We start from the raw sequence: 13,622 nt of genomic DNA, 5'->3' as shown, positions 1-13,622 counted from the left end.
GGAGCGGCCCTTCCCGAAGCCCCGGAATCGTGACTCAGGCCACGCGCACGGGCCGTCCGGAAAGCGCCGGTTACCCCCGCGAAAAGGGGTTTTACGGTGACCGGGGCCACACAGAAGGGCATCCGACACAGCCCGAAAGGCCCGTCGCGCGTCCTTCCGGGAAGGCGGCGCTTCCGGGATCCTCCTCGGCATGAGTAGACCCCTGGTTCGTGTACGCCGCCGCGCGCTGCACCGCGCCCGGACCTGGCCCCTCGTCGTCGGGCTCGTCTGCACCCTCACCTGGAGCTCGCCCGCCGGGGCGGGCCCCTCCGACACCGGCCTCAAGGGCGCCCTCGACAAGATCCTCGCCGACCCGCGCACGGACGGCGGGGCAGTGAGCGTCGTGATCGCGGACGCCGCCACCGGTGAACGCCTCTATCAGCGCGACGGCGGGGACCGGCTGATGCCCGCCTCCAACACCAAGCTCGCCACCTCGGCCGCCGCCATGGCCGTCCTGGGCCCCGACCACCGCTACACCACCGATGTGCTGACCACCGGCCGCCGCGAGGGTTCCACACTCGTCGGCGACCTGTATCTGCGCGGCAGCGGCGACCCCACGCTGCTCGCGGCGGACTACCGGCGGCTCGCCGCCGACCTCGCCGCATCGGGCGTCGACCGCGTCACCGGACGCCTCGTGGCCGACGACACGCGCTTCGACGACCAGCGCCTGGGCCGCTCCTGGGCGGCCGACGACGAGTCCGCCTACTACTCCGCGCAGATCTCCGCGCTCACCCTGGCCCCCGACACCGACTACGACGCCGGCACCGTCGTCGTGGAGGTCTCCCCGGGGACCCGGCCCGGCGCCCGCCCCCGGGTGAAACTGACACCGCCCACCGACTACGTACGCCTCGACGTCACCGCCACCACGGTCGCCCAGGACCGCCCGGACACCCTGTCCGTGTCCCGTGAGCACGGCGGCAACACGATCACGGTCAGCGGCGCCGTGCCCGTCGGCGCGAGCACCGCCAAGGAGTGGATCGCGGTCTGGGAGCCGACGGGCTACGCGGCCGCCGTGTTCGCCGACGCGCTGGCCGACCACGGCGTACGGATCTCCGGCAGCCCCCGGCTTGGCCGCCCGACGCCGCCCGGCGCCCGCACGCTCGCCGCGCACCGCTCCATGCCGCTCAAGGAGCTGATGCACCCCTTCATGAAGCTCTCGAACAACATGCACGCCGAGGCACTCACCAAGACCATGGGCCACGAGGTCTCCGGCCGGGGGACCTGGGAGGCGGGCCTGGCGGCGATCGGCGCCCGGCTGGAGAAGGAGGGCGTCACCACGTCCACGCTCCGCCAGACCGACGGCTCCGGACTGTCACGGATGAACCTGTTCCCCGCCGAGCAGCTCGCGACCCTGCTCCTCGGCGTCCGTGACGCGCCGTGGTTCGACGACTGGTACGCCTCGCTCCCGGTCGCCTGCGCACGCGACCGCGCCGTCGGCGGCACCCTGCGCTCCCGGATGTGCGGCACCCCGGCCGCGCTCAACGCCGTCGGCAAGACCGGCTCCCTCACGGGCGCGTCGGCCCTCTCCGGCTACGTCACCGACGCCGGCGGCCGCGAACTCGTCTACAGCGTCGTCCTCAACAACTACCTCGCCTCCTCGGTGAAGAGCATCGAGGACGCCGTCGTCACCACCCTGGCGTCCTCGGACACCGCTGGGGGCACGATCGTGGCCGCGTCGCCCTCGCGTGCCCGCACCGTGGAGCCGGAGGCCTCGCTGGAATGCTCCTGGCGCAAGCCCGCATCCTGCTGAGCCCTCTCAGGGCCCGGCACGTCACGGCACGCGAAAGGGGGCGGGCCCCGGACCCTTGTGTGGGTCCGGGGCCCGCCCCGTCACGTCAGCCGGCCGTCAGGGCCGTTACGCGTCCTTCGACAGGTTCGGACCGGTGCCGCCGGCCGCCTGCTCGATCGGCGGGACGTCCGGCAGAGCCGACTTCTCCTCGCCGCGGAAGGTGAACTTCTTCTCCTCACCCTCGCCCTCGCTGTCCACGACCACGATGTGACCGGGGCGCAGCTCGCCGAAGAGGATCTTCTCCGACAGGATGTCCTCGATCTCGCGCTGGATCGTCCGGCGCAGCGGCCGGGCGCCCAGGACCGGGTCGTAGCCCTTCTTCGCGAGAAGCGACTTGGCCGCGGGGCTGAGCTCGAGGCCCATGTCACGGTCCTTGAGACGCTCGTCCACCTTGGCGACCATGAGGTCGACGATCTGGATGATGTCTTCCTCGGTGAGCTGGTGGAAGACGACCGTGTCGTCGACGCGGTTGAGGAACTCGGGCCGGAAGTGCTGCTTCAGCTCTTCGTTGACCTTGACCTTCATCCGCTCGTAGTTCGACTTCACGTCGCCCTGAGCGGCGAAGCCCAGGTTGAAGCCCTTCGAGATGTCCCGGGTCCCGAGGTTGGTCGTCATGATGATGACCGTGTTCTTGAAGTCCACGACGCGGCCCTGGGAGTCGGTCAGACGACCGTCCTCCAGGATCTGCAGAAGGGAATTGAAGATATCGGGGTGGGCCTTCTCGACCTCGTCGAAGAGGACGACGGAGAACGGCTTGCGGCGTACCTTCTCGGTGAGCTGGCCGCCCTCTTCGTAGCCCACGTATCCGGGGGGCGAACCGAAGAGACGGGAAACCGTGTGCTTCTCGCTGAACTCCGACATGTCGAGGGAGATCAGCGCGTCCTCGTCGCCGAAGAGGAATTCGGCGAGCGTCTTGGAGAGCTCGGTCTTACCGACACCGGACGGGCCGGCGAAGATGAACGAGCCACCGGGGCGCTTCGGGTCCTTCAGACCGGCTCGCGTACGGCGGATCGCCTGCGAGAGGGCCTTGATGGCGTCCTTCTGCCCGATGACGCGCTTGTGGAGCTCGTCCTCCATGCGCAGCAGACGCGAGGACTCCTCCTCGGTCAGCTTGAAGACCGGGATGCCGGTGGCGGTCGCGAGGACCTCGGCGATCAGCTCGCCGTCGACCTCGGCCACGACGTCCATGTCGCCGGCCTTCCACTCCTTCTCCCGCTTGGCCTTCGCCGCCAGCAGCTGCTTCTCCTTGTCGCGGAGGGACGCTGCCTTCTCGAAGTCCTGGGAGTCGATCGCGGACTCCTTGTCACGGCGGACACCGGCGATCTTCTCGTCGAACTCGCGCAGGTCCGGCGGCGCGGTCATCCGGCGGATGCGCATCCGGGAACCGGCCTCGTCGATCAGGTCGATCGCCTTGTCCGGCAGGAAGCGGTCCGAGATGTACCGGTCGGCCAGGGTGGCGGCCTGGACCAGCGCCTCGTCCGTGATGGAGACCCGGTGGTGGGCCTCGTAACGGTCGCGCAGGCCCTTGAGGATCTCGATGGTGTGCGGCAGCGACGGCTCCGCGACCTGGATGGGCTGGAAGCGGCGCTCGAGCGCGGCGTCCTTCTCCAGGTGCTTGCGGTACTCGTCGAGCGTGGTGGCGCCGATCGTCTGCAGCTCGCCTCGCGCCAGCATCGGCTTGAGGATGCTCGCGGCGTCGATCGCGCCCTCGGCGGCGCCCGCACCCACCAGGGTGTGGAGCTCGTCGATGAACAGGATGATGTCGCCGCGGGTGCGGATCTCCTTGAGGACCTTCTTCAGGCGCTCCTCGAAGTCACCGCGGTAGCGGGAGCCGGCGACCAGCGCACCCAGGTCGAGGGTGTAGAGGTGCTTGTCCTTGAGGGTCTCGGGCACCTCGCCCTTGACGATGGCCTGCGCCAGGCCCTCGACGACCGCCGTCTTTCCGACGCCGGGCTCGCCGATGAGGACCGGGTTGTTCTTGGTACGGCGGGACAGCACCTGCATGACCCGCTCGATCTCCTTCTCGCGCCCGATGACCGGGTCGAGCTTGGACTCACGAGCGGCCTGGGTGAGGTTCCGGCCGAACTGGTCGAGGACGAGGGAGGTCGAGGGCGTGCCCTCGGCCGGGCCGCCTGCCGTGGCGGCCTCCTTGCCCTGGTATCCGGAGAGCAGCTGGATGACCTGCTGCCGCACCCGGTTGAGATCGGCGCCCAGCTTCACGAGGACCTGGGCGGCGACACCCTCGCCCTCGCGGATCAGGCCGAGCAGGATGTGCTCGGTGCCGATGTAGTTGTGGCCCAGCTGAAGAGCCTCCCGGAGCGACAGCTCCAGGACCTTCTTGGCACGGGGCGTGAAGGGGATGTGACCGGACGGGGCCTGCTGGCCCTGACCGATGATCTCCTCCACCTGCTGGCGGACCGCCTCGAGCGAAATCCCGAGGCTCTCCAGGGCCTTAGCGGCGACACCCTCACCCTCGTGGATAAGGCCCAGGAGGATGTGCTCGGTGCCGATGTAGTTGTGGTTGAGCATCCGGGCTTCTTCCTGAGCCAGGACGACAACCCGCCGCGCGCGGTCGGTGAACCTCTCGAACATCGTTAATCGCTCCTCAGAGCGGTCAGGCAGTAAGGGGTCGGTCCCCTCCCTGTCCTTCCGCAGCTTAGTCCCGCAAGCGGGGACCGCTCATTCCAACTGCCGACACCCGTCTGTGGCCTCCTGACCCCTGAACGCCGACAACTGCTCCAACCCGATGGTGCGAGACGATGTTCCCGCAGGCCAGGCAGTTACCCCCACCGCCACTACGCCGATGGCGAACGTGAGACTGCCCTGCGAGCGTGTCGCCCCTCCCCACTAGGGATGTCTTACCCGCCCGCACCGACAGTCCATGCGGCGCACCCCCCGCGCCTCAGCTACGGGCGAACAACCTTGCGCCGTTCCACCCGTTCGCGCGCCACCGATTTCGTGACAGTGCGCGACAGGATCCACACCATGCGTAACTCCCGGGCCGGATCGGGAGTTCCCGTGGCATGTCCTTCACCGTGCCGTCCCCCCGCACACCCCCCGAGGGCCGCGCCGCGCAGTGGTACCGCGGCGAGCTCGGCTGGAACGCGACGGACGACAGCCCCGTGCGACTGGCGACCGGAACCCGGTTCGACGTGCTGGAGCTGCCCGCGGACGCCGGAGCGGCCGTACTGCGCCGGGGGGCCGTCACCGGCCCCGTGGCGCTCTCCGGGGCGAGCATGCAGCTGCTGGTGGCCGCGGGCAGCGCGGAAGAGCTGCCCGGGCTGCTCGACTGGCTGGAATGGCGCGGAGTCGGTCTCGAGCTGACCGCCCTCGGCGCGGGCGGAGCGATCACCGCCCCGCCACCGCCCGGGCATTCCGCCCCGCAGGGAGCCGCCGTGTGGCTGCGCCCCCCTGCGGCGGGGCGCCTTCGACTGCCGGCCCTCACCGGACTCGGGGGCATTGGGGGTGCCCCCGATCTCGTACGGCTGGTGGACACGGCGGCCACGGAGTGCCACCGCGCCCGGCTTATGCGCATGACGCGCACGAATACGCGAAAGACGCGAGCTCAGCCGTTGGCCTTCTCGTAAGCCTCACGAACCGTGGCAGGGACACGGCCCCGGTCGTTCACCTCAAAACCGTTGGCCTTCGCCCACGCGCGGATTTCCGCGGTGTCCTTGTTGCCGCCGCCCGCCGCCGCACGGCCCTTGCCGCGGCCGGTCGCGGCCCGGCCGCCGGTACGGCGACCGCTCTTCGCGTAAGGCTCGAGCAGACTCCGGAGCTTGTCCGCATTGGCGGTGGTGAGGTCGATCTCATAGGTCTTGCCGTCCAGAGCGAACGTCACCGTCTCGTCCGCCTCGCCGCCGTCGAGGTCGTCGACAAGAAGGACCTGAACCTTCTGTGCCACCGGATTTCCTTTCATCGAAAATGCAGTACGCGGAAAGGAAACCGCTTTTCCTTGGAAAACACAAACCCTTGACAGAGGTTCAGAACCGCGAGAACGCGGGAAACGTGCGCGATTCGGACATAGGGATCGCTCTTCCGGCGATCACAGGTGCAGAAGCATCCGGCTGTTGCCCAAGGTGTTCGGCTTCACTCGTTCGAGGCCCAGGAACTCGGCGACGCCCTCGTCATAGGAACGCAGGAGCTCCGCGTAGACATCGGTGTCCACCGGCGTCTGAGTCTCTCCGATCTCGACGAAGCCGTGCCGCGAGAAGAAGTCGACTTCGAAGGTGAGGCAGAAAACCCTGCGCACCCCGAGCCGGCGGGCGGTGGCCACGAGCTTCTCGAGAACCCGGCGACCGATGCCGTGCCCCTTGAAGGCGGGGTCCACGGCGAGAGTACGGACTTCCGCGAGGTCCTCCCACATGACGTGGAGAGCGCCACAGCCGACAACCAGGCCGTCCTCGTCGCGTTCGGCGACCCAGAACTCCTGGATGGCTTCGTAAAGCGTCACCGTCGCTTTGTCGAGCAGGATGCCTTCGCCGACGTACGGGTCCACGAGCCGGCGGACGTCCCGCACGTCACTCGTCCTCGCCCGCCGGACGGTGAAGGCGTTTGCTGCGGCATAAGGCATGGCCCGACGCTATCGCTCCGCCGGGCCCTGCTCCTCGCCGGGCCCGCTGCCCTGAACCAGGCGCACGGCGGCTTGCAGCGCCTCTCGCTGCTCGGGGGACATCATGCCGAAGAAGGCGACAAGGGCCGCCGCGGGGTTGTCGCTCTTGGACCAGGCTTCGTTCATCAGTGCGGCCGAGTACGCGGCACGGGTGGACACCGCCGTATATCGATAGGCCCGGCCCTCGACTTCCCTGCGGACCCAGCCCTTCTGATGGAGATTGTCCATTACCGTCATGACGGTCGTGTAGGCGATCGACCGTTCCTGCTGGAGGTCTTCCAGGACTTCCCTGACCGTGACCGGCCGGTTCCATTGCCAGATCCGACTCATGACGGCGTCTTCGAGCTCTCCCAATTGACGGGGCACATCGCCACCATAGTGGGAGATCGACGATCAAACGACTATTGACGTAACAAAAAGGACGTACGGCGAGATTTCGCCGTACGTCCTGTGCCGTGCGTCCTGCCGTACGTCCTGTGCCGTCGGGGACGGCGGTCAGCTGTCGCGACCGGCCTGCGGGCCGGACTCCGCACGGGCGAGCGCCGCGTCCACGGCGGCGTCCTCCTTGGTCTTGTTCGGGCCGCCCTGGCTCTTGACGATCGTCACGACCAGACCGATGAAGAAGACGGCCATCACCACGGGGGGCACAAGCGCGGAAACGTAGTCCATGCCTCCAGAGTATCTATCCGACGGCCCATTGCTCCGGCGGGGGCACGGGCTTACGGCGTGGCGGGAACACTTCCGAGGGCTTCGGCACCGGGCGCTCGTCCGGTTTCGGCTCCGGTTGCGGCTGCGGCCCGGGACTGGGCTTCGGCGCGTCGGCGGCGCGGCCGCCCGGCAGCGCGTGGAGCCGGGCGCGGCGGGGTCCGGGCGTGGTCGCGACCGCGGGGACGGGGACGGACGGCTGCGCCGGCGCCGGGACGGAAACGGCCCGCCCCGCGAGCCGGCTCCGCACCGACTCCTCCGCCAGCGCCTGACAGCGGCGGAGCACCGCCGCGGCGGCCGGATTGCCGCGCAGCGCGCGCAGAGCCGCCAGATCGTCCGGTCGGGGGTCGTAGCCGGCGGCCAGGGCGTCCTGGAGGCGCTCCAGGTAGCCGGTGGCCGTTCCGGGCAGGGCATCGCGGTAGCGGGCGAGCTCGGCGAGGAGGAACGCCCGCAGCCGGCCTGCCTCGCGGACCGCCTCGTCCACGGAGTCGGCCAGGCGCAAACACTCCCGGACGTCGTCGTCGGCCAGGGGGACGGGGTGAAGGGCGACGGCAAGGGCGCGTCGGAGCACACGCAGCTCGTCCGCACCGAACGCCATGCCGCCACGGGTTCCGTATGGCGTGGGCATGTCCCGACGATACGTCCTAATTGGACAAAATCCGCTTAACACCCCAAACCCGGGCGCGGCGTTTTCCGCGACGGGGCGCGGCGTCCCCGGGTCGGGCCCGGTCGGTGGGCGGGCCGCGCCGGCCTGGTGGTGGGTGCGGGGGTCGGGGCCTCCGGAGAGGGGTCCCGGAGCGGCACCCGGACGCAGGCGCACAGGACCGGGCCCCGCCCGGACACGCGGCACCCGGCCCTGCCCGAGGGCGTACCCGGGACCGGGCGGGCCAGGACGCGAGAACAGACGTCGGCAGGCGTCAGACGCGGGGGACGTTCCGTTCGTACACCAGCCGCAGCCCGATCAGCGTCAGCCACGGCTCGTGCTCGTCGATCGCCGCCGCCTCCCCCAGCACCATCGGCGCCAGCCCGCCCGTCGCGATCACCGTCACGTCGTCCGGGTCCTCCGCCAGCTCGCGCTTCATGCGCTGGACGACGCCGTCCACCTGACCGGCGAAGCCGTAGACGATGCCGGACTGCATCGCCTCGACGGTGTTCTTGCCGATCACGCTCCGCGGCCGGGCGAGCTCGATCTTGCGCAGTTGGGCGCCCTTGACGCCGAGGGCCTCGACGGAGATCTCGATGCCGGGGGCGATCACGCCGCCCGCGTACTCGCCGCGCGCGCTGACCGCGTCGAACGTCGTGGCCGTGCCGAAGTCGACGACGATCGCCGGCCCCCCGTACAGATCGACCGCGGCGACCGCGTTGATGATGCGGTCCGCGCCGACCTCCTTGGGGTTGTCCATCAGGATCGGCACGCCGGTCTTGATGCCGGGTTCGACGAGGACGGCCGGGACGTCGCCGTAGTAGCGGCGGGTGACCTCGCGGAGCTCGTGCAGCACGGAGGGGACCGTGGAGCAGATCGCGATGCCCTCGATACCGTCGCCCAGCTCCTCGCCCAGCAGCGGGTGCATGCCCATCAGGCCCTGCAGCAGCACGGCGAGTTCGTCGGCCGTGCGGCGCGAGTCGGTGGAGATGCGCCAGTGCTCGACGATCTCCTCGCCGTCGAAGAGACCCAGGACGGTGTGGGTGTTGCCGACGTCGATGGTGAGCAGCATCAGCGTTCGACCTCGCGGAGGTCGAGGCCGATGTCGAGGATCGGGGAGGAGTGGGTGAGCGCGCCCACCGCGAGGTAGTCGACGCCCGTCTCGGCGTACGCGCGGGCGTTGTCGAGCGCGAGGCGCCCGGAGGACTCGAGCATCGCGCGGCCGGCGACGAGCGCGACGGCCTGCTCGGTCTCGGCGGGCGTGAAGTTGTCGAGCAGGATCAGGTCGGCGCCCGCGTCCAGCACCTCGCGGACCTGGTCGAGAGTGTCGACCTCGACCTCGATCGGCAGGTCGGGGAAGCGGTCCCGCACGGCCTTGAACGCCTCGGCGACCCCGCCCGCGGCAATCACGTGGTTGTCCTTGACCAGGGCCGCGTCGGACAGCGACATGCGGTGGTTGACGCCGCCGCCGCAGCGCACCGCGTACTTCTCGAGGGCGCGCAGGCCGGGCGTCGTCTTGCGGGTGTCGCGGACCTTCGCCCCGGTGCCGTCGAGCAGGTCGGCCCAGGCGCGGGTGGCGGTGGCGATGCCGGACAGCCGGCAGAGGATGTTGAGGGCGCTGCGCTCGCCGGTGAGCAGGTCACGGGTGCCGGCGGTGACGGAGAGCAGCTTCTGCCCCGCCTCGACGCGGTCGCCCTCCTCGACGTGCCGCTCGACCTCGAACTCGGTCGTGCAGACGATCGACAGGATGGCCTCCGCGACCCGCAGACCGGCGACGGTGCCCGCCTCGCGGGCGGTGAAGTCGCCGGTGGCGACGGCGTCCTGGGGGACGGTCGCCATGCTGGTCACGTCGACACCGCCGTCGAGGTCCTCCTCGATGGCCAGGTGCGCGATGTCCTCGACCTGGACGGGGTCGAGTCCGGCCTCGGCGAGCAGCGTGGCGAGCGCGGGGTCGAGACCGCACTCGTACGCCTCCTCGGCGCAGCCGCAGTCGTCTCCGCAGCCACCGCCGGCCGGGACGCCGATCTGGATCAGCGGTACGTCCACGGGGCTCGGACGTTCATCGGGGGTGCTCACGGTTACGGCTCCCTGGGGGCTTCGGGGACGGACAAGATATCGGTCGCCGGGAAGGCGGTGGCGCCCGTGCGGCTGACGACGAGCCGGCGGCCGGGCTCGAGCCGCACGACGAGATGGCGGCGCCACTCGGCGTCGTCGCGCTCGGGGCGGTCCTCACGCCAGTGGCACCCGCGGGTCTCCTCGCGCTCCAGCGCGGCGGCGGTCAGCACCCGGGCGACGCAGAGCAGGTTCGAGGTCTCCCAGGACTCGACGCCGGGCTCCGCGGCCTTGCCGGACCCCTCCTGGTCGTGCAGGGCGTCCGCGTACACCGCTTCGAGGGAGGCCGCCGCGGCGGCGAGCGATTCGGCGGAGCGCAGGACGCCCGCGCCGTGCGACATGATCCGCTGGATCTCGGGGCGCTGCTCCGGCGCGATCAGCGGCAGGAGGGACGGCTCCGGGGGCGCGGCGGGCGCGGCCGTGGGCCAGGGGCGCCGCTCGGCGATGTCGGCGGCGATGCGCTCGGCGAAGACGAGCCCTTCGAGCAGCGAGTTGGAGGCCAGCCGGTTGGCGCCGTGGACGCCGGTGCAGGCGACCTCGCCGCACGCGTACAGGCCGGGGACGGTGGTGCGGCCGTGCAGGTCGGTCCGTACGCCGCCGGAGGCGTAGTGGGCGGCCGGTGCGACGGGGATCGGCTCCGTCACCGGGTCGATGCCGTGGGCGCGGCAGGCGGCGAGGATGGTGGGGAAACGGTGCTCCCACATCTTCGCGCCGAAGTGGCGGGCGTCCAGGAACATGTGGGCGGCGCCCTGTTCCTGCATACGGCGCATGATGCCCTTGGCGACGATGTCGCGGGGGGCGAGCTCGGCCAGCTCGTGCTGGCCGACCATGAAGCGGGTGCCGGCCGCGTCGACGAGGTGGGCGCCCTCGCCGCGTACCGCCTCGGAGACCAGCGGCTGCTGGCCCTCGCTGTCCGCGCCGAGGAAGAGCACGGTCGGGTGGAACTGGACGAACTCGATGTCGGAGACCTCGGCGCCGGCCCGCAGGGCGAGGGCGACGCCGTCGCCGGTGGAGACGGCCGGGTTGGTGGTCGCGGAGAAGATCTGGCCCATGCCGCCGGTGGCCAGCACCACCGTGGGGGCGTGGACCGCGCCGACGCCGTCGTGCTGGCCTTCGCCCATCACATGCAGGGTGATGCCCGCGGTGCGGCCGTCCGCGTCGGTGAGCAGGTCGAGGACCAGGGCGTTCTCGACGGTGCGCAGGCCCTTGTCGCGGGCCGCGTCGACCAGGGCGCGGGAGATCTCCGCGCCGGTCGCGTCACCGCCTGCGTGCGCGATGCGGCGCCGGTGGTGGCCGCCCTCGCGGGTCAGCTCGATCTCGCCGGACGCCGGGTCGGTGTCGAAAAGCGCGCCGGTCGCGATCAGCCGGCGCACGGCGTCGGGTCCCTCGGTGACGAGGGCGCGCACCGCCGCCTCGTCGCACAGGCCCGCGCCGGCGACGAGGGTGTCCTCGAGGTGCTGCTCAGGGGTGTCGCCGTCGCCGAGAGCCGCGGCGATGCCGCCCTGTGCCCAGCGGGTGGAACCGTCGTCGAGGCGCGCCTTGGTGACGACGACCGTGTCCAGGCCGCTCGCGGCGCAGCGCAGCGCCGCCGTCAGTCCGGCGACGCCGGAGCCGACCACGACGACGTCTGCCTCGACGGCCCAGCCGGGGGCGGGGGCGGTCAGCCGTATACCGGTCACGAGGCGGCTCCGTCGGTCGGTGCGGTGGTGGTCGCGGTGGGTACGGGTCCGGTCGGCGCGGGGCCCGCGTGGGCGGTGCCGAAGTCCAGGGGGATGTTGTCGATGAGGCGGGTCGAGCCGACCTTGGCGGCGACGGCGAGGACCGCCTCGCCCTCGTGGTCGTCGGCGACGTCCTCGAACGTGGCGGGGTCGACGAGGGCCACGTAGTCCAGGTGGAGCGGCGGGTTCGCCTTCGCGGCCTCGTCCAGCACGGTCCGCGCGGCCGCGCGGACGGCGTCGGCGCCGATCGGCGGCCACGCCTGGGCGACCGCGTGGGCATCCGCCGCGGCGCGGGCCTCGCCCAGCGCGGACAGTGCGGCGGCACGCGCGGGCGCGGCCGGCACGGCTTCGGCCCTGGCGTGCAGGGCCTGTTGGGCGGCGAGGCGGTCGCGGGCCGCGAACAGGGAGTGCGAGAGGGCGAGCGCGGTGTGCCGCTCGGCCGTGGACAGGTAGCGGTTGCGGCTGGAGAGGGCGAGGCCGTCCTCCTCGCGGACCGTGGGGACGCCCACGACCTCCACGGGGAAGTTCAGGTCGCGGACCATCCGGCGGATCAGGGCGAGCTGCTGGGCGTCCTTCTGCCCGAACAGCGCCACGTCGGGGCCGGTGAGGTGCAGCAGCTTGGCGACGACGGTGAGCATCCCGTCGAAGTGGCCGGGCCGGGTCCTGCCTTCGAGCCGCTCCCCCATGGGCCCGGCGGTGATGCGGACCTGCGGCTCGCCCCCGGGGTAGACCTCGTCGACGGACGGCGCGAACACCACGTCGGCGCCCGCCTCCTCGGCGGTCCTGAGGTCGGCGTCGAGCGTGCGGGGGTAGCGGTCCAGGTCCTCGCCGGCGCCGAACTGCAGCGGGTTGACGAAGAGGGTGACGATCACGAAGCCCTTGCGGCCGACCCGTTCGCGGGCGGCGCGGATCAGGGTGGCGTGGCCCTCGTGGAGGGCTCCCATGGTCATGACGACGGCGGTGCGGCCGGGCACGCCGTGGTGCTCGACGACGTACCGGAGATCCTCGCGCGTCGGTACGAGTTCGAGGTCGCGGCTCATCGCAGGTCCCCTTCGGCCAGCACGCCCAGCAGGTCCTCCGCGAGCTCCGGCTTGAGCATGCCGTGCGCGAGGGCGCGGTCGGCGGTCGTCCGCGCCATCGCGAGATAGCCGGCGACGGCGGCGGGCGCGTGCTCGCGCAGCTCGGCCACGTGGGCGGCGACGGTGCCCGCGTCGCCCCGGGCGACCGGCCCGGTCAGGGCGGCGTCGCCGGAGCGCAGGGCGTTGTCCAGGGCGGCCCCGAGGAGCGGGCCGAGCATCCGGTCGGGGGCGCTGACGCCCGCCGTGCGCAGCAGCTCCATGGACTGGGCGACGAGCGTGACGAGGTGGTTGGCGCCCAGCGCCAGGGCTGCGTGGTAGAGCGGGCGGTTCTGCTCCTCGATCCACTCGGGCTCGCCGCCCATCTCGATGACGAGCGCCTCCGCGGCCAGCCGCAGCTCCTCGGGGGCGGTCACACCGAAGGAGCAGCCGGCCAGCCGCTGCACGTCCACCGCGGTGCCGGTGAAGGTCATCGCGGGGTGCAGGGCGAGCGGCAGGGCCCCTGCCCGCAGGGCGGGCTCGAGCACCTTGGTGCCGTACCTGCCGGAGGTGTGCACGAGCAGCTGACCGGGCCGTACCGCACCGGTCTCGACGAGGCCCTCGACCAGGCCGGGCAGCGCGTCGTCGGGGACGGTCAGCAGCACCAGCTCGGCGCGGGCGAGCACGTCGGCGGGCGGCACCAGGGGTACGTCGGGGAGCAGGGCGGCGGCCCGGCGGACGGACTGGTCGGACACTCCTGACGCCGCGACCGGCCGGTGCCCGGCAAGCTGCAGGGACGCGGCGAGCGCGGGTCCTACGCGGCCCGCTCCGACCACTCCGACGGTCAGACGGGCGGGGCGGTCCCGCGGGTCGAGCGGGTCCTGTGGTGCTGTGGCGTTCACGCGGCGGTGCCTTCCGTTCCAGTCCGCGGGGGTACCGGACGATTTCT

Annotated in this window: 13 protein-coding genes; 2 read left to right on the top strand and 11 right to left on the bottom strand. The window is 71.6% G+C overall.

Features of this window, described 5'->3' with window-relative positions:
- The first annotated feature begins 190 nt into the window (after nucleotides 1-190).
- Complete coding sequence (gene dacB, locus ACWD01_RS17015) at nucleotides 191-1,789, top strand: D-alanyl-D-alanine carboxypeptidase/D-alanyl-D-alanine endopeptidase (protein WP_451162465.1); 1,599 nt, start codon at nucleotides 191-193, stop codon at nucleotides 1,787-1,789.
- A 105-nt stretch (nucleotides 1,790-1,894) separates the two neighbouring features.
- Here dacB and ACWD01_RS17010 read toward each other — a convergent pair whose 3' ends face one another.
- Nucleotides 1,895-4,420: an ATP-dependent Clp protease ATP-binding subunit gene (locus ACWD01_RS17010; protein WP_451162463.1), complete on the bottom strand. Its 2,526-nt coding sequence runs from the start codon at nucleotides 4,418-4,420 to the stop codon at nucleotides 1,895-1,897.
- A gap of 431 nt (nucleotides 4,421-4,851) precedes the next feature.
- On the opposite strand from ACWD01_RS17010, the gene ACWD01_RS17005 reads away from it, so the two are divergent.
- Nucleotides 4,852-5,415, top strand: coding sequence for an SCO3374 family protein (locus ACWD01_RS17005; protein WP_451162461.1), 564 nt, complete (start codon nucleotides 4,852-4,854; stop codon nucleotides 5,413-5,415).
- Here ACWD01_RS17005 and ACWD01_RS17000 read toward each other — a convergent pair.
- The 10 genes from ACWD01_RS17000 to ACWD01_RS16955 all read right to left on the bottom strand — a co-directional run bounded on the left by ACWD01_RS17000 (nucleotide 5,394) and on the right by ACWD01_RS16955 (nucleotide 13,575).
- Nucleotides 5,394-5,732, bottom strand: a complete 339-nt coding sequence (locus ACWD01_RS17000; RefSeq protein WP_356897839.1) for a histone-like nucleoid-structuring protein Lsr2 — start codon at nucleotides 5,730-5,732, stop codon at nucleotides 5,394-5,396. The genes ACWD01_RS17005 and ACWD01_RS17000 overlap by 22 nt on opposite strands.
- Before the next feature lie 141 nt (nucleotides 5,733-5,873).
- The gene (locus tag ACWD01_RS16995; RefSeq protein ID WP_356897840.1) at nucleotides 5,874-6,401 is read right to left on the bottom strand and encodes an amino-acid N-acetyltransferase; all 528 of its coding nucleotides are present in this window, start codon (nucleotides 6,399-6,401) and stop codon (nucleotides 5,874-5,876) included.
- A gap of 9 nt (nucleotides 6,402-6,410) precedes the next feature.
- Entirely contained in the window at nucleotides 6,411-6,806 is a 396-nt protein-coding gene (locus tag ACWD01_RS16990) for a BlaI/MecI/CopY family transcriptional regulator (RefSeq protein ID WP_451162459.1), read from the bottom strand.
- 129 nt (nucleotides 6,807-6,935) lie between these two features.
- A complete protein-coding gene (locus ACWD01_RS16985) occupies nucleotides 6,936-7,109 on the bottom strand; it encodes a hypothetical protein (RefSeq protein WP_451162457.1) in 174 nt (57 codons plus the stop codon).
- A 13-nt stretch (nucleotides 7,110-7,122) separates the two neighbouring features.
- Nucleotides 7,123-7,743 (bottom strand): hypothetical protein, encoded by a 621-nt coding sequence (locus tag ACWD01_RS16980; protein ID WP_451162569.1) that lies wholly within the window; start codon nucleotides 7,741-7,743, stop codon nucleotides 7,123-7,125.
- Nucleotides 7,744-8,062: 319 nt separating this feature from the next.
- Nucleotides 8,063-8,860: a type III pantothenate kinase gene (locus tag ACWD01_RS16975; protein WP_451162455.1), complete on the bottom strand. Its 798-nt coding sequence runs from the start codon at nucleotides 8,858-8,860 to the stop codon at nucleotides 8,063-8,065.
- Complete coding sequence (gene nadC, locus ACWD01_RS16970) at nucleotides 8,860-9,864, bottom strand: carboxylating nicotinate-nucleotide diphosphorylase (protein WP_451162453.1); 1,005 nt, start codon at nucleotides 9,862-9,864, stop codon at nucleotides 8,860-8,862. Before nadC ends, ACWD01_RS16975 begins: the two co-directional genes overlap by 1 nt.
- Nucleotides 9,865-9,866: 2 nt before the next feature.
- Nucleotides 9,867-11,579 carry an L-aspartate oxidase gene (locus ACWD01_RS16965; protein ID WP_451162451.1) on the bottom strand — a complete coding sequence of 571 codons (1,713 nt, stop codon included), beginning with the start codon at nucleotides 11,577-11,579 and terminating at the stop codon, nucleotides 9,867-9,869.
- Complete coding sequence (gene panC, locus ACWD01_RS16960; RefSeq protein ID WP_451162449.1) at nucleotides 11,576-12,658, bottom strand: pantoate--beta-alanine ligase; 1,083 nt, start codon at nucleotides 12,656-12,658, stop codon at nucleotides 11,576-11,578. Before panC ends, ACWD01_RS16965 begins: the two co-directional genes overlap by 4 nt.
- Entirely contained in the window at nucleotides 12,655-13,575 is a 921-nt protein-coding gene (locus ACWD01_RS16955) for a Rossmann-like and DUF2520 domain-containing protein (RefSeq protein WP_451162447.1), read from the bottom strand. Before ACWD01_RS16955 ends, panC begins: the two co-directional genes overlap by 4 nt.
- Nucleotides 13,576-13,622: the final 47 nt, after the last annotated feature.

It is taken from the genome of Streptomyces sp. NPDC002835 (assembly GCF_053591995.1).
The sequence above is the reverse complement of the archived record's forward strand: the minus strand, read 5'-3'. Positions and strand labels throughout refer to the sequence as shown.

Bases quoted from the DNA above. Each gene is read 5' to 3' on its own strand.
- ACWD01_RS17005 (WP_451162461.1), top strand. From the start codon at position 4,852: ATGTCCTTCACCGTGCCGTCCCCCCGCACACCCCCCGAGGGCCGCGCC.
- panC (WP_451162449.1), bottom strand. From the start codon at position 12,658: ATGAGCCGCGACCTCGAACTCGTACCGACGCGCGAGGATCTCCGGTAC.
- ACWD01_RS16980 (WP_451162569.1), bottom strand. From the start codon at position 7,743: ATGGCGTTCGGTGCGGACGAGCTGCGTGTGCTCCGACGCGCCCTTGCC.
- ACWD01_RS16995 (WP_356897840.1), bottom strand. From the start codon at position 6,401: ATGCCTTATGCCGCAGCAAACGCCTTCACCGTCCGGCGGGCGAGGACG.
- ACWD01_RS17010 (WP_451162463.1), bottom strand. From the start codon at position 4,420: ATGTTCGAGAGGTTCACCGACCGCGCGCGGCGGGTTGTCGTCCTGGCT.
- dacB (WP_451162465.1), top strand. From the start codon at position 191: ATGAGTAGACCCCTGGTTCGTGTACGCCGCCGCGCGCTGCACCGCGCC.
- ACWD01_RS16985 (WP_451162457.1), bottom strand. From the start codon at position 7,109: ATGGACTACGTTTCCGCGCTTGTGCCCCCCGTGGTGATGGCCGTCTTC.
- ACWD01_RS16975 (WP_451162455.1), bottom strand. From the start codon at position 8,860: ATGCTGCTCACCATCGACGTCGGCAACACCCACACCGTCCTGGGTCTC.